Raw genomic sequence first — 20507 nt, forward strand, 5'->3', positions numbered from 1 at the left:
AATGATGATTATAGGGTCTTTTGTAATATAGGAAGTTGCTTATGAAATTTAAATTATGTGCCATTGGATTCTTCTTTTGCTTAATTGCTGCAATAGGTGCTATCAATATTAGTGATACGCAAAAACCTGTCCCTTTACCAATTGATGGTGCCTTTTCAATTCAAGGGAAAAGTAACCTTTCTAATAACGAGATATACAAAACGATTAGTAACCTCTCAAAAATGAAAAAAGTAGCCATTTATAAGCCCATCGTTCAAGATTCGGGTCAGGTGGCTTATCTAAATGTCGCTGATACAAACTCTGACCAGCTAAAGTCTGTGCCGATAACAGGGATGTACTATACCTTAGGGAAAATTGATGCAACGAGTTTAAAGCTCCTTAAGGCTACCGGATTGCAAACGGTATATATGGCTTATCCCTGGTATATAGGAGGAATGTTACCGTTCACTGGTACTTTAAGGTTACTGTTAATGCTATCACTTTACTTAACCTTATTAGTGGTTTTAGTTGTTGTTAGAATGAGACAGATTAAAGAAGGGGTGATAAGACGGTCTTTGGGCTTACCTGTATGCAATCTCAGAAAAGATTATGTTAGTTCGTTTACCCTTGAATTGGTTATGGTTGCTGTACTGATGATCTTTTATAGTCATTTTTGGGGTAGCGGTTTGTTCACCTACAGTTCTAAGTTAGTCTTTTCGATGCTGTTAACGAATGTGATTTTGTTTCAAATCATTGACCTGATTAGCTTTGTTCTATTTTGGCTGACTATTAAGGTTGAAAAACCTATTGAAATCATAAAAAACAAGGCAAAAAATAAACTCATTTTTGTCATATGGCTTGTCATTATTTCTACTATCATAATTGTTTCAGGGATTTTTTTACAAGAAACAAACTATATTCCTCATAAATATAAAGAGAATAAGAAATCGATCGAAAATACCGTTGTGGCAGAACAATTTACTGGCACAAACTATACAAAAGAAAACCTTGCAGTGCAAATCATTCCTAATGGGAAAAAATTGTTTTATTTCAATGAGAATGGGACAACTATTAGAAAAACGAAAACTCCGTTACCTTTGGCAAGTGCAGCAGACAGTACAGATAATATAGTCGTTGTGCTAGACACTGATAAATGATCGCAAACAACGATTTTTCTTTGGCTAGCAATATCGTAAACAACTCCCTTTTTAGCCCGAAAGCGATAAAGAGCATTAATGATTTGAGCGTTAAGTTGCATTTTTCAATCAATCCAGTAGACGTTTACCAAATTGTAAAACTGAATATTCAATCCTTAAAGCACCAAATTTTCTTGTCAAAAATCTTGCAGAAGATGATTTACGGTCTTGTATTGCTACTCATTTACCAATATATTCAACTCTTTATTTCTTCAAAGCAAAATGACTATGTGAAAAAAATCATTTTAGGCCTCTCAAAAACACGGATAGCTATCTCAAGCCTCAAATATTTTATAATGACGATGACAATGGTTATCCTATTGACATTTATGATGACAGGACAAATAGAGTTATTGTATATTGGCATTGTTTCTTTAATCGTTGTAATCATTTCGACACTAATGAGTTTTCGAAAATTATCTGAAACATACACGCACATTTTAAAAGGAGATGACTAATGGCAATTGAACTGTTGCAGGTTACAAAAACATTCGGTTCAAAAGAGATAGTGACCAATTTGAATGTAACATTTGAAGCGGGAAAGAGCTATGCCTTGATTGGGGGTTCTGGTTCAGGTAAGAGTACACTACTGAACATTATCGGAAGACTCGAAAAAATAAACAGTGGAAAAGTTCTGGTTGATGGACAGGATATTTGGAAAATAAAAGAAAGAACCTTCTTTAAAAATATCATTGGGTATGTCTTTCAGAATTATTCTTTAATAGACAACAAAACAGTATATGATAATTTAAGACTCATCACTAAAGACAAAAAAGTAATATCTGAGGCACTTGAAAAAGTAGGACTTTCTAGTGATTATTTAAATCAAAAAATCTATGAATTATCTGGAGGACAGGCTCAGCGTGTAGCGATTGCAAGAATGTTAATGAAGCCACGTCACATTATTTTAGCAGATGAACCCACCGGGGCTTTGGATGGCGAGATTGGAGAAGAAATCATTAGGTTATTATTGAGTGAAACAGCCGCAAATAACTATGTTATTATAGCAACACATGATCCAGCTGTCTATAATAAAGTGGATGTTATCATTGATATGAAAGATATAGGAAGTCACATATGAAAAAGAAAATGTATATAGCATTACTATTAATTGCTGGAATAATCGCTGTGTTTTTATTTGGAACACAAGTCATAAAAAAAGCAAATCCAAATAAACCTAGCGTAGCTCTAACAGTCTATACTATTTCGTCTAGTGATACCAAAAAATGGAATAAAGTAAAGCAATTTGAAACGAAAGAAGCCATATATCAAGTAAAGGTAAAAGAAGCCGCCTCTTCAAAAGAAGTCTTTGCAAACATCATTGCAGATGGAACGGCTGTGGGTTTTGGAGTTAGCGAAGAAGATGTTAAACAATTTAACCATAACTTAGATAGCACGATAGAAGATGCTAAGCATAACAAATTAATTGGAATAGACGTTATCACTTTTTCTGATGTTGATGAGGGATTTGTAGTAGCCAATTTTGACTACGGCAAAGAAGCATTTAATTCTCAGAAAAAAGAAAATAAAGCGTTGTATCGACAGCTCTATGAAGCATTTAAGAAGTAAATAATGATATTTTCTTGAAAGTGATGTCCTTTCAAAAGAAAGTCTTGAGTTGTCGCGTAAGCAAGGTATGCTTTAGTTCGTCTAGGGGGCTATTTGCCACAATGATTTGGAAAAAGGAGGTTAGATAAGATCGCCAGCTAGCTTTTTGACCAATTTCAAAATGGCTTTAGAGTACAAAAACACCGCGAGAGCTTTTTCATACGTCGAGCCTCAACTGAAAACAAGGCCAAATTGACAGAATAAGGGGTTTGTGATACTATTTTTAATAAGAATATCCAGGAATAAAGAGGGCATTATGGCAATTGAAAAGACAGTTAGCGAACTAGCTGAGATCTTGGGGGTTAGCCGCCAGGCGGTTAATAACCGTGTCAAATCACTTCCAGAAGAAGACCTTGATAAAAACGATAAGGGTGTCACTGTGGTTAAACGTAGTGGCCTTATTAAGTTGGAAGAAATCTACAAAAAAACCATCTTTGATGACGAACCTATTAGTGAAGAAACCAAGCAACGCGAGCTTTTGGAAATCTTAGTGGACGAAAAAAACACGGAGATTACCCGACTTTACAATCAGCTAAAGGCCAAGGACCAACAGCTAGCAGCTAAAGATGAGCAGATGCGGGTTAAGGATGTGCAAATTGCTGAAAAAGACAAGCAACTGGATCAGCAGCAGCAATTAACCGCTAAAGCTATGGCGGATAAAGAAACCCTCAAATTAGAATTAGAAGAAGCTAAGGCAGAGGCCACCGAGGCCCGTAACCAGGTGGAAGAAGTTCAGGCCGTAGCTACTGGCAAGAAGCGCTTTTTGAGCCGTTTCTTAAAGAATAAAGTGTAGGGAGTTAGATAAAAGCCAGCAGGTTTTGGCCCCTCCTCATACTTGGTGCAGCAGTAGGTGGCTTTAATGAGGCAAAAGCCAGTTCGCCACTAACTGCCAGATACTATTGTCTTGTACACATCACAGGAGCCGGGTTTTTCTTTGTACCTGGTTCCTTATTTTTTTGAAGAATAAGGAAGAAAAATGATTACATTATCTGATTATGTTGCCTTTGATTTAGAATTCAATACGGTCAAGGAGCAAAGCCATCTCATTCAGCTATCGGCCGTCAAATACCATAATCATCAAGAAATAGCCGCCTTTGATAGTTTTGTTTATACCGATGTTCCTTTGCAGAGTTTTATCAATGGCCTAACAGGGATTACAGCAGATAAGATTGCGCATGCTCCCAAGGTTGACCAGGTTATTGCTGATTTTAGCCGCTTCGTAGGGGACCTAGCCTTGATTGGTTATAATTCTCACAAATCGGATCTACCTATCTTGGCAGAAAATGGCTTAGATGTCGCTGATCAATACCAGGTGGACCTGTACGATGAAGCCTTTGACCGTCGTAGCACTGACTTAAATGGCATTGCCAATTTAAAATTAACCACTGTAGCCGAGTTTTTAGGAATAAAAGGCCGTGGCCACAATAGCCTAGAAGATGCCAGGATGACAGCGCGTGTCTATGAAACTTTTTTAGAGTTAGATGGCAACAAAGCCTATCTCACCCAGCAAGAAGAAGCTGCCACTGATAATCCTTTTGCTGTCTTGGGCGCCTTTTTTGATTAAAAGCGCAGCTATTTTCCCTCCAAAAGGTAAAAGCGGGCTGAGCGAGTCTTGCCTGCCTGTGTGTGGAGAGCAAGAAATTATTGGTAGACCGTGTCCCGAGCCGCTTGCAAGGGGGGGCAGGGTGTGACAGCGCTTCCATAGATGCCAGAAAAGTTTGCAGCGTTGCAGCGGATGCAGGAAAATCCAAAGAAGCTAGCAGAGGAGACCCCTTTGTATGGATCTCAAAAAAGACAACCAGATTTTTAGTAAAGCAAAAACTAGCCTGAAATGTTGAACTGCATCCCAAAAGTTGGACAGAAAAAATCTAACTTTTGGGGGTCAGTACATGTGCATCAGACTAGTTTTTTATTTCCTTAAAATGGTAATTTGCCAGCAAAAGCGCCGAGCGTTTTCTTGGTCGCCTCCTCAATCTGCGCAAGTGCATCATTGATGGCTTGTGTGGTCATATCTTGCAGCGTTTCCATATCCTCTGGATCAACAACCGCTTCTTTAAAATCAATGCTGACTAATTTCTTATCCCCAGTAAAGGTTGCAGTGACCAAGTCTTGCGCTGATTTTCCCGTAAATTGCATCGCAGCCAAATCCGCTTGCTTTTGCTCCATTTGCTTTTGCAATTTTTGAGCTTGCTTCATCATGTTTTGCATATTCATCATAAGATTTTCTTCTCCTAAGTTTTAATACTTACTCATTATACCATATAAAGCTAGGCTGCCAAAACGGAGTTAGGGGTATAGGCGTGTTAAATAACATTATAATGGCAGTGAGAACTCAAGGAATAGGGGATCTTCAATCTAAGAGGCTCAGAGATTTGGCAGTTCTTTCGCACCAAATTGGTTTCAGAAACAGTAACCTTACGACAGCTTTTGCATTGAAACCGACGTTTTTTAAGCCTGATCAGACTAGGAAAGCCATTAATTTCAAGAAATGGGATTTTCGACGGCTTTTGGAAGTCGTATTTTATCTGTTTTCCACCACAAGTCGGACACCCTTTAGGCTCATAATCCAGCCTTGTATAGACTTCAATGTGCGTTTCCCATTTAAAAACGTTGTCTAACGCTATATTTTTGTCTTTAATTCCGATTAATTCTGTGGTATTCTTAAGGTGTTCCATATGATGCTTTCTAATGAGTTGTTTTGTCGCTTTTCATGATAAGTCATATGGGACTTTTTGTCTGCATGAAAAAAGGCTCATCATTATGGTTGAATGTTTTTTAAATAACATAAGCGATACTCCATTTTATATTTTTTCTCAAAACCACATAGTGATCCTGAATCGGACTCATTATATATATATATATATAAACAAGGTCATAGAATCGGCTTAAGATCAGTTTATGATCAGAAATAGAGTTATGACTAATATTATTTTTTTAGGGGTTACGAGAGTGTATTATCCGCTAAGAAAGCGAGTAACTGTGGAGATAAGTCGCTACTGTAAGCGTCAATCTTTTCTTTACAGAGAGGCTTCTTTATTAGTTTAAATCTAAGAGAAGACCTTTAAAAAATAAGAAATTCCTTTATAATATAATTATTAAGAATAAAGATATAAGGGGATTATAAAGAAGTATGTCACATTGCAAGTATAAACTGACAAAAATGTCTGTTGGACTCGTATCAGTCGGGACGCTACTGATGACGAGTACGGCAGTTTTAGGAAATGAAAATCCGGGGGGGGGGCAGCAGCCGCAACCACCAGCAGAATCACAGCAGTCATTAGCAGAGGAACCTCAGCCTCAGTCGCAGCCACAGGCACAACCTCCGCAACCGCAGCCTCGGACACAGTCTCCGCAACCGCAGCCTCGGACACAGTCTCCGCAGCCACAGAGCGCTTCGAGCGCTGCGAATTCAACTACAGCAACTAGTCAACCGTCAGCTAAGGCAGAGCTGCAAACACAGATGGTGGAAACGTACACCATTGAGAATAAAGAGGCAAGTCTTACACTTACTGATGGTAAAGATGCTGATGGTAAAGATGGAAACAAAAAACTAATTTCACATCGTGATGATAAAGAGCGCGCGATTGCAGAAGTTTCACGTGAAGTGACCGACAATAAGAATGGGACTTTAGATGTCACTTTGACAGTAACACCAAAGCAGATTGACGAAGGGGCCGATGTTATTGTACTTTTGGACACTTCGCAAAAGATGTCTGAGGACAATTTTAAAGTTGCCAAGGAAAATATCACAAAGCTTGTTAAGAACTTGACTGGCCCAACAGCAGTTGCAAACTCAAATTCTAAAGGATTAAATCATAACAACCGCAATTCTGTTCGCTTAATTAATTTTTATCGTAAAGTAAATAAACCAGTAGAATTAAAGGCAGAAACTGTCGAGTCTGAATTACAGAAGATTTGGAAAGCAGCTAAGGATGACTGGGATTGGGGTGTTGATCTACAAGGGGCCATTCACAAGGCACGAGAAATTTTTGATAGGGAAAAGCAAAATGGTAAGCGCCAGCATATTGTGCTTTTCTCTCAAGGTGAGGCAACTTTAAGTTATGATATTAAAGACAAATCCAAAATGTCAAGTATTAAGGACAAATCGATTGCTACCACTAATCCACTCTTTACTTGGCTACCAATTTTTGATAGTAGTAATAAAGAAGCCGATATAATTGACGATGTGAAGTACCTGGTACAAGTGGCGGAGAAGCTTGGTATGGAGGAGTTTAAAGAACTTGAAAACAAGCTAAAAGTCGCAGAAGTGGGATCTTCTCTTGCAGGGCTCTTAGTTGGAGGAGGTTCTTTAACCAAATATCTTACTCTTAATGAATACAAGTCAGGTGATCTATCACAAGATAAATTTAATTATGATAAACAGGTGGGTGAGGGGTATCACCATCTGAGCTTTTCAGAGAGAAAAGTCAAGGAAGTGCCCATGCGACCTGCTATAGAAAATCAGCTTAAGGCACTTGTTGAAAAAGTAAACAAAAAGTTAATGGAAGGTAGTTCTAATTCTTGGTTTAGGAGCCTTCTGAGCACTTTGTCATTGGATAAGAGTTACCAAGACTTTCAGGTTCAAGCTTTTATGAAAGCCATTGATTATATTTTCTATAAGCGTGAGTATATCTACTATAACCACAATCTCTCTGCCCAGGCAGAAGCTAAGATGGCTGAAAAAGAGGGCGTTATTTTTTATTCTTTTGATACTACAAAACTGCAAGCCAATAAAGATAAAACTAACAAAAAACAATCTTCAGACTCTGCAAAATTTGAAAAGTATCTTAAAGAGATGTCTAAAGATAAAACGTTCCTAGCGACTATGGAGGAGAAGGAGAAATTCAAAGACATACTGACAGAACTAACGATTAAGGACGAGTTTACTGACAAGGTTTCACTTGAAGACAATTCATGGAAACAGGCCGCATCCGATGGTAAAGAAAAGTCAGTAGTGGGAACTGTAACTTCTACAACTGGTGGAAGCGGCTGGCTTTCCTCAAGTAGTAATGCCAGTCTTACTTGGACACTGACTAAAGAGGAGCTACAAAAAGCATTTGATGAGGAGACTCCTTTAACGCTAACTTATAGGGTTAGGGTCAATAAGGATAAATTCAAAGAAGCTAAAGAAGCTGCTGACAAAAAGCGACAGACACGTGCTCTATCGGCATCTACACCTGAAGAGCCCATAACCGAGAAAATAATCACAAATACGTTAAGTTATAAAATTAATAATAAAAAAGGTACTGATTCTAAACTTGGAGATGTCTCCTTAAGCTATCGGCAAGCAGTGGTTCCTGTCCCAGATGTGGATGGTGAGGTTATTATTCCTGAAGCACCACATACTGGAAATAGTGACAGTATTGATGTCACAGAAGACACGATTCATCACTTGCCTGGTCAATCTGGCAGCTACTCACCTGATATCCAGATCACCATTGAGGAAGACACGACATCCGAAGAAGCAGATACACTTGTCGGAGGTCATGTGATTGATATTACAGAAGACACAGCATATGACAGTGGTACTGGTCAATCAGGTCACTATACCCCAGAAGTAACCATAGATATGACAGAAGATACCCAACCAGAAAGAATGGAACTTCTCACTGGAGGACAAGCGGACGTTATAGAATGGAGTGAAGATACTCAGCCTGGTCAGTCAGGACATGCACCTATCGAAGAATTAACAACGATTGAAGACAGTCACGTTCCTAAACCGGGAGGTAAAGGAGAAGATAACTCTAAAGAGGTTAAAGAAGAACAACCTTCTAAACCAGGCTTGCAGACCATACCTCAAGTCAGTGATAAGCTTGCAGATCTGCCTACGGGAGATTTCTTGCCAGAAACAAATGACAGTCACTATGCTTTCTTTAGTGTTGGAGCGCTAGCCATTATTAGTGCAGCTGGTTTGCTGTCTCGTAAACACAAAGAAGAGGAAAAGGATTAAATGGTACTCCTTAATGGAGTATCTTTTTAAAGAGGCAACTTATCAATTCTGAAGGGGAGCTTAAAGCTGATTAATAAAGAGAATCTGCTTATAATGCCCCTAAAAAGTGAACAGCATCCCAAAAGTTAGACATAAAGTCTAACGATTGAATCTGTCAAGAAAAAGCGGATACAAAGTTAAGGTAATCAGTGACTATTTTTTCAGACTTTACCTGTAACTAATATGCTAAGTCAGACTGGAGTCGTCTAGGGTAATAGGCTTCAATCTTATTTACAGATTTTAAGTTGAGCTTGCTCAATGGTTGCGAAATTGGCATCATTGACGAGCTCTCTTTTTAGTGTCATCTCAAAGTCCTCATCGTTAGCCTTTTTGGTCATCTCTTACTGGTAGTTGGACGTCCTCTTTAAAACGTTCCCTTACTGCCAGCTAAGCCTTCTTTTCTAAATAGTTACATCAAAAAAACCTTAATGTCCGGGGGCATTAAGGTTAAGATAGTTTATTTTTTGACTCTTTTAGTGGCTACTAAGCCTAATCCTAAGACTGCTAGGCTGATTGCTCCTAACCAAGCTAGGAGGCTGGTGTTATGATCACCTGTACCTGGTAAGCTGGTTTTGCTTTTAGCATGAGTGTCAGCTGCGAGTATGTTTGTAGCTGGTTCTGTTGGAGTTTGTTTGTTAGCGGACTGGTTAGCAGCTTTGTTCGTGTTTTTGGAGTTGTCTTTTGGAGGTTGTGGCAGCTCTTTATCAGTGGCTGCTTGGTTGTGATGGTTGGTATCAGTGGCTGTTTTATCTGCTGCCTGGTTCTTGTTTTGAGGAGTAGGTGCGGGCTTTATTTCTTCTGATTTTAGATAGTAAGAGCGATCTTCGCCAGGCATAGCATGGGCAACATAGGCTAGGTTATTAACCGTGATGTCGTAAAAGCTTCCTTCAAGAAGGCCTTCTGAAAAGACGGCTTTACCATTTTGGTCAGAAGTGAGCGTTTTGACTACTTGGCCTAGTTTATTTTTTAAGGTAACGCTTTGTCCAGGAACAGCTTCGCCTTCTTCATTGTAAACCGTAACAGTTAGGGGTGTTTTACTGTAACTTGGCGCTGCTTCGCCGTTTTTGGCTGTAGCGTAGAAACTTGCTTGAAGCTGTGCTCCGGCTTGGTCGGTACGAACGGTGTAACCTTGATTGATGCCATCAACTGCGACGCTATAATTTCGTGCCAACTCCAGGTTGGTAAAGGTGGCTTGTCCATTAGTATTAGTAGTTACACTAATTTGACGACCACCAGCCCCATTGGTAATATCGGTCAAGGTAACTTGTCTACCAGAGAGTGTTTTACCATCTTGTGCTAATACAGTGGCAGTGTAGCTAAAACCTTGTTTGCTAGGACTTGTCAGTGCACTTGGTGTTAGCTCATGAGCTTTAACAGGGCTTGGTCTACCAGCTAAGGCAAGGCCTAGTGTACTAACAGCCATGATATTCATTAGGGTTAATGTTTTGTGATTCATTTCTTCTCCTTCTATTGGGGTGAAAATACTTAACCGGTTAATTATATTTAAGAATAACACCTCCTGAGAACTTTGTCAATAGGCAAGAGCCAGATTTCAGCATAAGACTTTGACAAGTTCTTTGCTTCTGCTTTACAATAGAGACAGAGTTAGCTTGCTAAAGCTACCAGTTCATCTAGCTTTTTATAATGACGAATAGTAGCTAACCGACCAGCGCCATCTGTCACCTACTCCTAAATAGCCAAGGCTGGCTTAAAAATCTTATTGTGAGGGGAGTTGTGCCTATATGCTTATTGGGCTTATCTAAGCCAGTAGGAATTCACGGTGAGTTGTAAGCTTGTTTTTGTAGCACTATGCGAAGAGGCGGTCAATCCTAGCTAGTCTTGTGATAGCTGGCTACAGCTAGGAGAAATTGGTATTAGCTTTGCTATGCTTTAGCTAAACTATGGATAAGGAGAGACTATTATGACCAAGCTTAAAGAGCTCCAAAGGGCCAATAATGTTTTAGAAAAGCAACTTAAGGCTAATTATGCAAAGACCCATACGGATATGATTATCTATTTGAGAGGAGCTAAGATTAATGCCTATAATCAAGAAGTGGTTCGTGAAGAAGTGACGCGTTTGTTGCTGGATGGGCAAGAAAAAGGGGCGCACTTAGATGAGGTGATTGGGTCTAATCCGCGAGCTTTTATGGATAGGGCTATTGCTCAGATGCCGCAACAATCGGTCAAAGAACAGCGTTTAGAACGCTTGCAGACAAGCGTGTTGGTGGTCTTGATTTTTTTGCTGATTTATTTTATCCGTGATGTGTTGGCGTCACTAGGGACATGGCTAGTCTGGAAGCAAGCCAGTTGGCCAGTGGTGCATCTTAGTACGGTAGATTTTTTAAGTCTTGTAGTACTGGGCTTGCTCTCGGTACGGTTGGTTAATACCTTGATACATTTTAGCTACGCGGGTACTAAAGGAGCTAACAAGCGACGCTTAGTGATTGATGGCTTCTTATTTGTGGTGTTTGTGGCTAGTCTCCCTTTTGCTTATCGTTTGTTGGAGTTTGGAGAAATCACAATTGCCTTTTGGCTCTATGCCTTGATTTTACTGCTTTTATTTGCTACTTATAAATGGCTGTCGGCTTACATTGAAAAGCACTATTACCAGGGATGATTGGCAATCGTTGGTTTAGCTCTGCTGGAATCAGACAAGGCCTCTTTTTATTTGCTTAGAGCCTAGACTACAAACAAGCTTGCTGTGACTCTAGTTTTTCTTGGGTCTTTCAATCCACTTTCACAATATTTAGGACATTAAAATTGGCTCAGGCCTTTTTTCTCTTTTACCGTACCCATTTTAAGATAGACGTTATAGACCTCTTTACATAAACTTTACAGAAACTTTATTGAAATCTTAAAAACTCTTTACACTTCCTTTGTATAATGGAGGTGTAAATGTAAGTGATAACGAATTTAGGAGAAATAGAAAGCGAGTTTGTAAATGGAAAAGAGAAAGTCTAAAACGTTTTTTTGTTCTATGGTACTTGCAGTAGCCACTCTATCCCTTATTTCCTTTGGTAACAAACGTATTGAGGCTAAAACCTCTAATACTGGTAAAAGAGTTACTATTGAATATTGGCATGTTAATGCTGAAACACAGGGTGGAAAAACAGTTAAAGAGTTAGTTGATAACTATAATAAATCGCAAAATAAGGTCAAAGTAGTTGCTAAATATAATCCTGATATGTATAAGGGTTTGATGCAAAATCTTCAAGCAGAAGTTTCATCAGGTAAAGCTCCAGATATTGTTCAAGTTGGCTGGGCTTTTAAAGATTATTTTTCTGAAAACTTTGATTACACAGATCCGGAAAAATTAGTCAAATCAGTTGATCCTGATCATGCTTCTTACTTTAAAGATCATTTCTTACCTAATATTATGAATTTGTCTAAGAATAAGAAAGGCTATAGGAATTCCGTATTCTATCAGTAATCCAGTTCTTTACCTTAATAAAGACCTTTTGAAAAAAGCTGGTTTGGATGAAAATGGACCAAAGACCTGGGAAGAAGTTAAAAAATATTCAAAAGTGGTTCAAGAAAAGACAGGAAATTATGGTCTTTATATTCAAGAACCAGCAGACTCATGGGCTCAACAAGGCCTTTTAGAAAGTAACGGTGCCAAAATCATGTCAAAAGGAAAGGCAAGCTTTAATAGTAAAAATGGCAAAGAAGCTTACCAACTTTATCAAGATATGGTAGTCAAAGATAAAACGGCTCTTCACACCACATGGGAACAAGGAATTCAAAGTTTCATTGATGGCAAAGTAGCCATGTTATACACAACTATTGCTCAAAGAAACAATGTGCAAACCAATGCCAGTTTTGATGTTACGGCTGTAAAATCGCCATCGTGGAAGGGTAAGAAAGTAAAATTACCGGCTGGTGGTGCTATGTTAGCGATTACTGCAAAGAAAAAAGCTAAAAAAGCAGCAACCTGGGATTTTATTAAATATCTCTACAGGGTTGAATCCATGGCTAAGTGGACCGAAGGAACGGGTTATGTTCCGCCACGCAAAGATGTGGCTGACTCTGAGAAGGGTTTGAAGCAATTTTTACAAAAAAACCAGATGATGACACCAGCCATTGAACAAATGGATAGTATGGTAAGTTGGACGTCCTTCCCAGGTGAATCGGGTCTTGAAGCAGAACAAAAGATGATCGAAATGCGTGACCAAATCTTAGGGGGTGCTAATGTTGCTGATACCCTGAAGAAAACTCAAACTGATATCAACGCGTTGATTAATTAATCATGATAATTCATGATGATTGATACAGTTAAATAAGATAAAAAGAGGTTGAACCAATAAGCTCAACCTCTCTTGTTAAGGAGATGTTATGTTTAAGAAACAGTATATGGGTTATGTCTTTTTATTCCCTTCTCTGCTTTTTTTAGGAGTTTTTGTATTTTACCCTTTAGTTAACACCTTCTATTTAAGCTTCTTTAAGTGGAATCTAGTTTCATCTCATAAAGAATTTGTTGGTTTGAAAAATTATATCAAGGTTTTATCTGACCCTATTTTTCATAAAATTGCTATCAACACCTTCTTTTATCTGCTAATATTTGTCCTTTTTTCTTGCTTTTTGCCTTATATCGTTGCCTATGTCATGGATGTGATGATTAAGAAGTGGAAAAAGTTTTATACAGGACTCTTCTTTGTCCCAGCTGTTGTTTCTTTGGTAGTGGTATCTATGGTGTTTACCTGGCTATTAAATCCCATATCGGGTCCGGTAGCCATTATTTTAAGAGTCTTTGGCATTAGAATGCCAATCTGGAGTAATCTTAATGGCTGGGTTATTGCTGTTATCGCACTTATGACCTCATGGAAGGTCTTTGGTTATAACTTTATTGTATTATATTCTGCTATCATGGGGATTGACCGTGAGATTATTGATTCTGCTAAGTTGGATAAGATACCAGCTTGGACACTGTTCATTAAAATTATCATGCCCATCTCAAGCGCCACAGGTATCTATATTTTAATTATTACGATTGTGCAAGGATTACAGTATGTGTTTACTCCTATCAAAATTATTACCAAGGGGGGTCCACATTATGCTAGCTCAAATTTGATTTATCATTCCTATCAGAAAGCTTTTGAACTGTATACAATAGGCGAATCCTCGGCTATTTCAATGATGACTTTAGTCTTGTTTGCGGTTTTATTGCTTTTAACCTTTAAATATATTGAAAGTAAGGTCTTTTATGAAAACTAAATCTAAATTTGTCTATCATCTTTTCATGTTGGGCATTTGTTTGGTTGTTCTCTATCCCATCTCATTCATAGTAGCAAATGCTTTTAAACCACTGAAAGTTGCCTATCATACTGTATTATCGCTTATTCCTAATCCTTTTACCTTAGAGAACTTTCAAAAATTATTTGATAGTTTACCCTTAATCAGTATTACTTGGAATACTTTCTTTATTGCTACGGCCATTACCTTATTAAAATTAGTACTAGCCTTCTTTGCAGCTTATGCTTTTGTTTATTTTAAGGTTAAGGGGCAACGCCTCTTATATATCTTTATGATTTCAACCCTGTTCATTCCATTTACAGTGACTATGATTCCCAATTATTTGATGATATCAAAGCTAGGCCTGCTGGATACATCTTGGGGTGTTATTTTACCACAAATCGCTGATGCCATGGGGATCTTTTTATTAACGCAGACCATGCGGGGTATTCCAAGGAGCTTGATAGAAGCAGCTCATTTAGATCATATTTCTCAAAAGAAGATTATGCTGGGAATTGTTTTTCCACTTATTAAGCATTCGCTGACATCAACAGGGATTTGGTTTTTTATCACATCTTGGAATGAATTTGTCTGGCCAGTCTTGATCTTAAAGTCGGTCAAACAATTTACCTTACCATTAGCCATGCAAATGTATATCAGTTCAGAAGGAGGGACCAATTTTACCATGGCGATGGCTATTAGCTTGATGAGTATGCTCGTTCCTCTACTATTGTATATTTGTTTTCAAAAATATATTATTTCAACTTTTATTTCATCAGGAATTAAATAGGAATTATTATGGGAAAAAATATCAGATTATCAGCACTTTATAAAGCGTATGGAACAACAGCTGTTTTAAAGAATATCAATTTAAAAATTGAAGCAGGTGAGCGCCTCGTTCTTTTAGGGCCTTCTGGTTCTGGAAAATCAACCTTATTACGTATGATTGCTGGTCTAGAAAGCATTACTTCTGGGGAGCTTTATATGGGGGGCAAGCTAGCTAATCACCTAGAATGTGGTGAACGAAATGTCGCCATGGTTTTTCAAAATTACGCTCTCTATCCTCACATGACTGTTGGGGAAAATATTAGCTTTGCTTTAAAAGCTAATAAGGTCAAAAAAGAAGTGATTCAAGAGCGTCTGACAGAAGCATTAGACATTTTGGAATTAAGTTCTTATAAAGATCGTTACCCTAAGGAATTATCAGGTGGTCAACGCCAACGTGTGGCCCTTGCGAGAGCTATTGTTAAAAAATCAGACTATTTTCTTTTGGATGAACCTTTGTCTAATTTGGATGTTCGTTTGCGATTAGACGCTAGAAAAGAACTGGTTAAGTTACATGAGAAGTACAGACAAACCTTTATTTATGTTACCCATGACCAAATGGAAGCTATGACCTTGGCCGACCGCATTGTTGTACTTAATAACGGGGCAATTCAGATGGTTGATAAGCCTGAAATGGTTTATGCTAGACCAGCCAATTTATTTACAGCAACCTTTATTGGATCGCCTGGCATGTCTATCCTAAAAGGACAGCAAGAAAAAGGCAATCTCTATATTAATGATAATGAGCAGAAAGTGGGGCTCTCTCGTGCCTGGAGCCGTCATTTAGTTGATAAAGAATATATGTATGTTGGTATTCGTCCAGAACACCTCCATTTAGACAAAGGGGGTGGTATCTTAAAGGGGACAATAAAATACAGTGAATTACTTGGTCAACATTTTGCTTACACGGTTACTATTGGTCAAGAAGACATTATTGTCTTACATGATAGTAAGGCATTTACCATTGGCGAGCAGGTGGGCATTAACTTTTCCCAAGACAAGCTGCACTTTTTTGATGCTGAAACAACACTTAACTTAGGCTACCCTGAGGAGGTTTAACATGAAGTTTTTACATTTATCGGATACTCATATTCGTCGTGATTATCATTCTGACTGGTTCACTGATAATCTTTTTTCAGACACTTTTAACCCAACCGATAATCTTCGCTTTTTGTTAAGCAGTCTTAATCCCAAAGACTATGATTTTGCCTTAATTACTGGAGATTTAACTCATGAAGGACAAGCAGAAGATTATGCCTTATTGCGAACCATTTGGAAAGACTATATGGGAGAGCTTCCTTATTTCTTTTGTCGGGGTAATCACGATCAACGCCAAGCATTTTTTGAAGGGATGGAAATTCCCCTTAATGCCAGTCTGACTTATTTTAATGTTGCTGAATTTGAGGGCTTACGCATTATCAGTTTAGATAGTGCCCAAGATAGCGATCATGAAGGGTATATAAGTCAAGAACAATTAGAGCAGTTAAAACATGCCTTGGCTAAACCAAGCGAAAAAGGCTCTATTGTTTTGTTACACCATCCATTAATGTGGGAAGATAAAACGATTGCTACTAGTCGTCCGGCTGACTTTGATCAGATTATCGCTGCAAGTGATATTAAGGCTATTTTTGTAGGGCATATTCATATGGGCAGTATGGCGACTTATCAGGGCATCCCTCAAATTATGGCTGAATCAATGGCTTTTGGCACAGATGAATTTCCAGATGAATCAATTTTTTCCAATCGGACGGGTTATAATGAGATTGTCTTAGAAGGCGAGCAAGTTTATGTCTATGGACATTTGGTCAGTCCCGAACAAAAATTACTAGGTCAATTATCCAAACCATTTGATAATCATATTTTTAAGTCCTACTAAAAAACAAGCAAGTCAATAGCACAAGAAAAAGACAGAGTCTGCATCTGAACCGCACCCCAAAAGTTAGGCAATTGATATGTCCCCCTTACACTGGATTAGACCAGTAAAAAGGGTACATATCATAAATCTAACGATTGGGGTGTTTTTAATGAAATTAAGTTACGAAGATAAATCCTCTAAGGCACCAATTTTTAGTAGCGAATGCTGTGGCTAGACCAGGTCACTACTCTTAGAACTGTTGACATGACAGTATTCTGGGAGTTTTTTATTTTCAGCGAGATAGTAAAAAAGATTGAAGAAAAAGGTCACAATGGACTTTTTTCTTCAATCGAAGTTGATAGCTCATGTCGTCAAGCAATAAAAGCTCCTTGGGTATTTTTGAAGTAGTACGTAGTAATTCGCTAAAGGCGCAGCTGTGTTAGCACATCCTGCAAGACTTGCTGCGGTGCATAGGACTGTATGTCTCGCCTTGACCTTATGCTTAGATACAAAGGCTGCATTAGAATCTGTCTGACAGTGCCTAAAAATGGGTGTGCGCGAGCCATTACTAGCTACTTGTGGCTATAGGCAATAAGCAAGTACAGAAAAAAAGGGTGATAGAGTAATCTTACTTATTTTTCTTTGAATTGTTGGGTGTTTGATCATCTAGGAGTTGCTGGCCATATTGAAGGAGTTGGTTGTAATTATCTGGGGTCAGCTTTTCAGAAATCATTGCTAAATTATCCAGATCGCGGTGATTGGTTTCATAAGTAACGCCCTGACGTAAATCGGTTTCCATCAAAGCACTCAGAGTGACATCAAAGACAATTGCAATTTCTCTCAAGAGGTCGGATTTAGGAGTATATTTCCCCTTTTCCCATTCACTGATTGATGAAGCACTTTTGCGACCGATTTTCTTAGCAAGTTCTAATTGTTCCATTTGTGCCTTTAATCTAAGGTACTTTAGGTTGCTAGCAAAATAATTGGGACTTTGACGCATATTAGCCTCCTCATTATGATATGAACCTTATCATATCATAAAACGCCTAAAAAATGAAGTTTGATTATAAGAATTGAATAAAAAGGAACCACAAAACAATTGACTTCATAAAAACCGAAGTTTATAATGGTAATAACATAATAATTTAATCAAGGAGGTGTTAAGGGTTTTGTCACCATTGAAAGAATTACGTCAGGCTCGTCGCATGACCCAGGAACAATTAGCAGATCGTAGTGGGGTTTCGATCAGAACGATTGCGAGGTATGAAAAAGATATTAATTTACTACGTCGTGCCAAATATGAAAAGCTAAGAGCCATCACTGAGGCCTTATCGGTTTCTGTTGATGATATTTTTTTAGATGACATTTCGGTTTTATTGAAGTGAAACTATTAAGCAAAAGAACCTGCTCTCTTGGGAATAGTGACCATCCATGGCTTAAGGTCGTCCCAGCATTGAGCAGGCTTTTTTCGTTTCTTAACGGCTCTAACGAGCAGCCTTTTAAGCACTAATAGCATAGCTGAGCTGCCAGGCTTATCCTAGGGCTCTAAGGTAGGGAACTGAATATAAGACTGACCAAGGTCAATTGTCAGGCTATAGTCTTGATTATCACGGATCGTATGCTCAAAATCAGTCGTATACAAAATTAAATCAACTTGGTCGCCTGCTTTAAGCTGATAAATACTAGGCTGTAAATGCAGTGTGAGTGTCATCCATTGGTTTGGCTCAACGCTTTCAACGGTGAGTAGGTCGAATCGATTTTGCAGGTTCATAAAGCCTTTGGTGATGACCTGGTAAGGTGTTACCACTCGCGGCAATTCTTTAAGGGCCTCTCTTTGGAAATGTTGCCCATTATCAAGAGCCTGATGAGCAATAATAGAAGGAATATCCTTGAATCGCTTCTTGTGTCCCATTTCGAGCAATTGGGCAGATAAGAGGCCAAAGTTGTGGCTTGATTTTAGCCGTAAGCTTAGGCTGACTTGGCCATTTACCAGTAAGTCTTGTGTTAACTGTAAAGGAACGCGGACTTGTGGTGTACGCTGTGCAAATAAGTCCTGCTTAAAGGTTTTAAAATCTTGACAATAGGCCTCAAACCTCTTGCTATCTGGATAGTGATTAGCCAGGCTTACCACCTCTTGACCAAGAGCCATTTTAACTTGGCTGTCTCCACCAAAGGTCGGAAGAACTTTCCAACTTTGTTCATGATCATTAGCCTGCCAGATAACCTCAGGCAAGCTAAAGTGGTTGCTTTGATTCAATAATTTTTGACAAAGCAAAGCATTCATTGACTCGCGAAAGTCAATAGATTGCCAATTGTGCATGTAGACGTGTTCGCCGTGATGGACAAAGAGGTGTTTTTTGATGGAAGATGGCAGAGCATGGAACATGTGATAGACCTGGCTTGGCTTGACATTCCAGTCCTGAAGGCCATGCGTAAAGACTACCTCGCAGCGCACCTTATTGGCAAATGGCAGATAGTTGCGGTCATGCCAGAATTGATTATAGTCACCGCTTGCGCGATCAAGGGCCTGACTTTGCTTGGCTAATTCCTGTTGATACCACTTATTATGGCGTAAATAATCACCTGCCAGCAGATTACGGGAGTAGGTTAATTCGGTCAAGACATCTAGATCTTCACCAGGATAGCCGCCGGGACTGCAAACGAGACCATTTTCGCGGTAATAGTCATACCAACTAGAGATAGCCGACTCGGCAATGATCACTTCTAATCCTTCAACACCGGTAGTTGCTAGCCCATTTGACATGGTGCCTAGATAGGATTTGCCGGTAGTAACAACCTTGCCAGATGCCCAGTCGGCTTTGACCAATTGCTTTTTAGCAGGGCTACTATAAGCGATAGCACGCCCATTGAGCCAATCAATGACCGCCTTAAAACTTTCCACTTGGGCATAGTCACCGCTAGTCATAAAGCCAGTAGAGCCAGCTGTTCCAATACCTGCTACGTAAATATTAGCAAAGCCACGCGCCAAAAAGTAATCATTTAGACTATAAGAGTCAATATGGCTAAAGCTTTCTTGGCTTTGGCCGCTTGGCAAGTCCACTATGTGCGCAGCGAGCGTTTCAAAGGCGCGGGTGGTTACCTGGATGCTTTGTGGCGTTTTAACCGTTAGCTTTCCTGTCATCTGGTGTAGCTTTTTATCATTGGCAACCTCATTAATTCCCTGATGATAGGGACTGGCGGTCATGACTGTAGGGATCGGTTCAGACGTTTTAGGGCGAATAATCAGAGTTTTCACGAGATCGCGCTGGCCATCTTGGTCGGTATCAAGGGGGGCTTCCACATAGACAACTTCACGGATTAACTGGCTCGTATCAAACGTGGCAAGTGCTTTGCCATTAAAGAAATGATAAGTATTATCAGCCAGCAGCAAGCCTTGACTGACTAAGTCATCTACCAAAGTCATCCCATTTTTCGTTCGTGTTGCTAAGAGCTGATAGAGGTTTAAAATGACGTAACCACTTTGAAAATCAATCGGAAATTGAATGCTTTGGCAAAAAGCTCCGGCATCGGTAAAGTCAACAAAGGGGACAAAGCCTAGTAATTGTAAGGCTAGGTATTGCCAGTGTTCACTGGTCAAGTCAGCTTGCGATTGAAAAAAGCTAAGAGCATCAGTCTGTGCATCAGCCACTAGTAGACTGAGTCCATAGTTGCTATCAGCTTGTTGAAACAAAGTCCGGCGGATAAAAATCTCGACATTTTCCTTGTCACTCTTATCTTGGTCTAGCAAAAAACCTAGTTGATGTAATTCTTCTAGGGCATTTTGAGTTGGTGTTGGAATGAAACTGAATTGATTATAGCGCATGGC

Annotated in this window: 17 protein-coding genes and 2 pseudogenes; 14 read left to right on the forward strand and 5 right to left on the reverse strand. The window is 39.0% G+C overall.

From position 1 onward, the window contains the following. Nucleotides 1–41: 41 nt before the first annotated feature. From K5J94_RS03415 to K5J94_RS03435, 5 genes and pseudogenes are all read left to right on the forward strand, one after another. A pseudogene (locus tag K5J94_RS03415) lies at nt 42–1633 on the forward strand (hypothetical protein). After that, nucleotides 1633–2256, forward strand: a complete 624-nt coding sequence (locus tag K5J94_RS03420) for an ATP-binding cassette domain-containing protein (RefSeq protein ID WP_221913526.1) — start codon at nt 1633–1635, stop codon at nt 2254–2256. The pseudogene K5J94_RS03415 and the gene K5J94_RS03420 overlap by 1 nt, the downstream one beginning before the upstream one ends. Continuing rightward, nucleotides 2253–2744 (forward strand): hypothetical protein, encoded by a 492-nt coding sequence (locus K5J94_RS03425; protein ID WP_159548568.1) that lies wholly within the window; start codon nt 2253–2255, stop codon nt 2742–2744. Before K5J94_RS03420 ends, K5J94_RS03425 begins: the two co-directional genes overlap by 4 nt. Before the next feature lie 295 nt (nt 2745–3039). Then, the gene (locus tag K5J94_RS03430; protein WP_159545364.1) at nt 3040–3576 is read left to right on the forward strand and encodes a DUF536 domain-containing protein; all 537 of its coding nucleotides are present in this window, start codon (nt 3040–3042) and stop codon (nt 3574–3576) included. 183 nt (nt 3577–3759) lie between these two features. Then, nucleotides 3760–4347, forward strand: a complete 588-nt coding sequence (locus tag K5J94_RS03435; protein ID WP_221913527.1) for a 3'-5' exonuclease — start codon at nt 3760–3762, stop codon at nt 4345–4347. Between the two features lie 353 nt (nt 4348–4700). Here the strand turns inward: K5J94_RS03435 and K5J94_RS03440 are convergent, their stop codons facing one another. Beyond that, nucleotides 4701–5000, reverse strand: coding sequence for a YbaB/EbfC family nucleoid-associated protein (locus tag K5J94_RS03440; RefSeq protein WP_159545368.1), 300 nt, complete (start codon nt 4998–5000; stop codon nt 4701–4703). A 128-nt stretch (nt 5001–5128) separates the two neighbouring features. Next, nucleotides 5129–5458, reverse strand: a pseudogene (locus tag K5J94_RS03445) (transposase family protein); the annotation flags it as partial. 521 nt (nt 5459–5979) lie between these two features. Between K5J94_RS03445 and K5J94_RS03450 the strand changes: the two are divergent. Continuing rightward, nucleotides 5980–8733: a serum opacification factor gene (locus tag K5J94_RS03450; RefSeq protein WP_221913529.1), complete on the forward strand. Its 2754-nt coding sequence runs from the start codon at nt 5980–5982 to the stop codon at nt 8731–8733. 496 nt (nt 8734–9229) lie between these two features. On the opposite strand, the gene K5J94_RS03455 is transcribed toward K5J94_RS03450, so the two are convergent. Continuing rightward, nucleotides 9230–10228, reverse strand: a complete 999-nt coding sequence (locus K5J94_RS03455; RefSeq protein WP_159564720.1) for an LPXTG cell wall anchor domain-containing protein — start codon at nt 10226–10228, stop codon at nt 9230–9232. Nucleotides 10229–10693: 465 nt separating this feature from the next. On the opposite strand from K5J94_RS03455, the gene K5J94_RS03460 reads away from it, so the two are divergent. From K5J94_RS03460 to K5J94_RS03485, 7 genes are all read left to right on the forward strand, one after another. Next, nucleotides 10694–11389 (forward strand): hypothetical protein, encoded by a 696-nt coding sequence (locus K5J94_RS03460; RefSeq protein ID WP_159583666.1) that lies wholly within the window; start codon nt 10694–10696, stop codon nt 11387–11389. Nucleotides 11390–11713: 324 nt separating this feature from the next. Next, nucleotides 11714–12202, forward strand: coding sequence for an extracellular solute-binding protein (locus tag K5J94_RS09505; RefSeq protein ID WP_231700372.1), 489 nt, complete (start codon nt 11714–11716; stop codon nt 12200–12202). 28 nt (nt 12203–12230) lie between these two features. After that, the gene (locus K5J94_RS09510) at nt 12231–13016 is read left to right on the forward strand and encodes an extracellular solute-binding protein (protein ID WP_231700373.1); all 786 of its coding nucleotides are present in this window, start codon (nt 12231–12233) and stop codon (nt 13014–13016) included. A gap of 88 nt (nt 13017–13104) precedes the next feature. Further along, the gene (locus K5J94_RS03470) at nt 13105–13983 is read left to right on the forward strand and encodes a carbohydrate ABC transporter permease (RefSeq protein ID WP_159564726.1); all 879 of its coding nucleotides are present in this window, start codon (nt 13105–13107) and stop codon (nt 13981–13983) included. Beyond that, a complete protein-coding gene (locus tag K5J94_RS03475; RefSeq protein ID WP_221913531.1) occupies nt 13973–14791 on the forward strand; it encodes a carbohydrate ABC transporter permease in 819 nt (272 codons plus the stop codon). The genes K5J94_RS03470 and K5J94_RS03475 overlap by 11 nt, the downstream gene beginning before the upstream one ends. 8 nt (nt 14792–14799) lie before the next feature. Further along, on the forward strand, nt 14800–15885 hold the full coding sequence (locus K5J94_RS03480; protein WP_159564730.1) for an ABC transporter ATP-binding protein: 1086 nt from the start codon (nt 14800–14802) through the stop codon (nt 15883–15885). 1 nt (nt 15886) lies between these two features. Continuing rightward, complete coding sequence (locus tag K5J94_RS03485) at nt 15887–16702, forward strand: metallophosphoesterase family protein (RefSeq protein WP_159564732.1); 816 nt, start codon at nt 15887–15889, stop codon at nt 16700–16702. A 607-nt stretch (nt 16703–17309) separates the two neighbouring features. Here the strand turns inward: K5J94_RS03485 and K5J94_RS03490 are convergent. Further along, nucleotides 17310–17681: a helix-turn-helix domain-containing protein gene (locus tag K5J94_RS03490; RefSeq protein WP_159545382.1), complete on the reverse strand. Its 372-nt coding sequence runs from the start codon at nt 17679–17681 to the stop codon at nt 17310–17312. Nucleotides 17682–17850: 169 nt separating this feature from the next. Between K5J94_RS03490 and K5J94_RS03495 the strand changes: the two genes are divergently transcribed. Then, nucleotides 17851–18066: a helix-turn-helix domain-containing protein gene (locus tag K5J94_RS03495; RefSeq protein ID WP_269437392.1), complete on the forward strand. Its 216-nt coding sequence runs from the start codon at nt 17851–17853 to the stop codon at nt 18064–18066. Between the two features lie 152 nt (nt 18067–18218). Here K5J94_RS03495 and K5J94_RS03500 read toward each other — a convergent pair whose 3' ends face one another. Continuing rightward, a complete protein-coding gene (locus K5J94_RS03500) occupies nt 18219–20504 on the reverse strand; it encodes a Xaa-Pro dipeptidyl-peptidase (protein WP_221913533.1) in 2286 nt (761 codons plus the stop codon). Between the last annotated feature and the right edge of the window lie 3 nt (nt 20505–20507).

It is taken from the genome of Streptococcus halichoeri (genome assembly GCF_019774635.1).
Lineage (GTDB): Bacteria > Bacillota > Bacilli > Lactobacillales > Streptococcaceae > Streptococcus > Streptococcus halichoeri.

Bases quoted from the DNA above. Each gene is read 5' to 3' on its own strand.
- K5J94_RS03450 (WP_221913529.1), top strand. From the start codon at position 5,980: ATGACGAGTACGGCAGTTTTAGGAAATGAAAATCCGGGGGGGGGGCAG.
- K5J94_RS03490 (WP_159545382.1), bottom strand. From the start codon at position 17,681: ATGCGTCAAAGTCCCAATTATTTTGCTAGCAACCTAAAGTACCTTAGA.
- K5J94_RS03455 (WP_159564720.1), bottom strand. From the start codon at position 10,228: ATGAATCACAAAACATTAACCCTAATGAATATCATGGCTGTTAGTACA.
- K5J94_RS03470 (WP_159564726.1), top strand. From the start codon at position 13,105: ATGTTTAAGAAACAGTATATGGGTTATGTCTTTTTATTCCCTTCTCTG.
- K5J94_RS03480 (WP_159564730.1), top strand. From the start codon at position 14,800: ATGGGAAAAAATATCAGATTATCAGCACTTTATAAAGCGTATGGAACA.
- K5J94_RS03440 (WP_159545368.1), bottom strand. From the start codon at position 5,000: ATGATGAATATGCAAAACATGATGAAGCAAGCTCAAAAATTGCAAAAG.
- K5J94_RS03460 (WP_159583666.1), top strand. From the start codon at position 10,694: ATGACCAAGCTTAAAGAGCTCCAAAGGGCCAATAATGTTTTAGAAAAG.
- K5J94_RS03425 (WP_159548568.1), top strand. From the start codon at position 2,253: ATGAAAAAGAAAATGTATATAGCATTACTATTAATTGCTGGAATAATC.
- K5J94_RS03435 (WP_221913527.1), top strand. From the start codon at position 3,760: ATGATTACATTATCTGATTATGTTGCCTTTGATTTAGAATTCAATACG.
- K5J94_RS09505 (WP_231700372.1), top strand. From the start codon at position 11,714: ATGGAAAAGAGAAAGTCTAAAACGTTTTTTTGTTCTATGGTACTTGCA.
- K5J94_RS03500 (WP_221913533.1), bottom strand. From the start codon at position 20,504: ATGCGCTATAATCAATTCAGTTTCATTCCAACACCAACTCAAAATGCC.
- K5J94_RS03485 (WP_159564732.1), top strand. From the start codon at position 15,887: ATGAAGTTTTTACATTTATCGGATACTCATATTCGTCGTGATTATCAT.
- K5J94_RS03430 (WP_159545364.1), top strand. From the start codon at position 3,040: ATGGCAATTGAAAAGACAGTTAGCGAACTAGCTGAGATCTTGGGGGTT.
- K5J94_RS03420 (WP_221913526.1), top strand. From the start codon at position 1,633: ATGGCAATTGAACTGTTGCAGGTTACAAAAACATTCGGTTCAAAAGAG.
- K5J94_RS03475 (WP_221913531.1), top strand. From the start codon at position 13,973: ATGAAAACTAAATCTAAATTTGTCTATCATCTTTTCATGTTGGGCATT.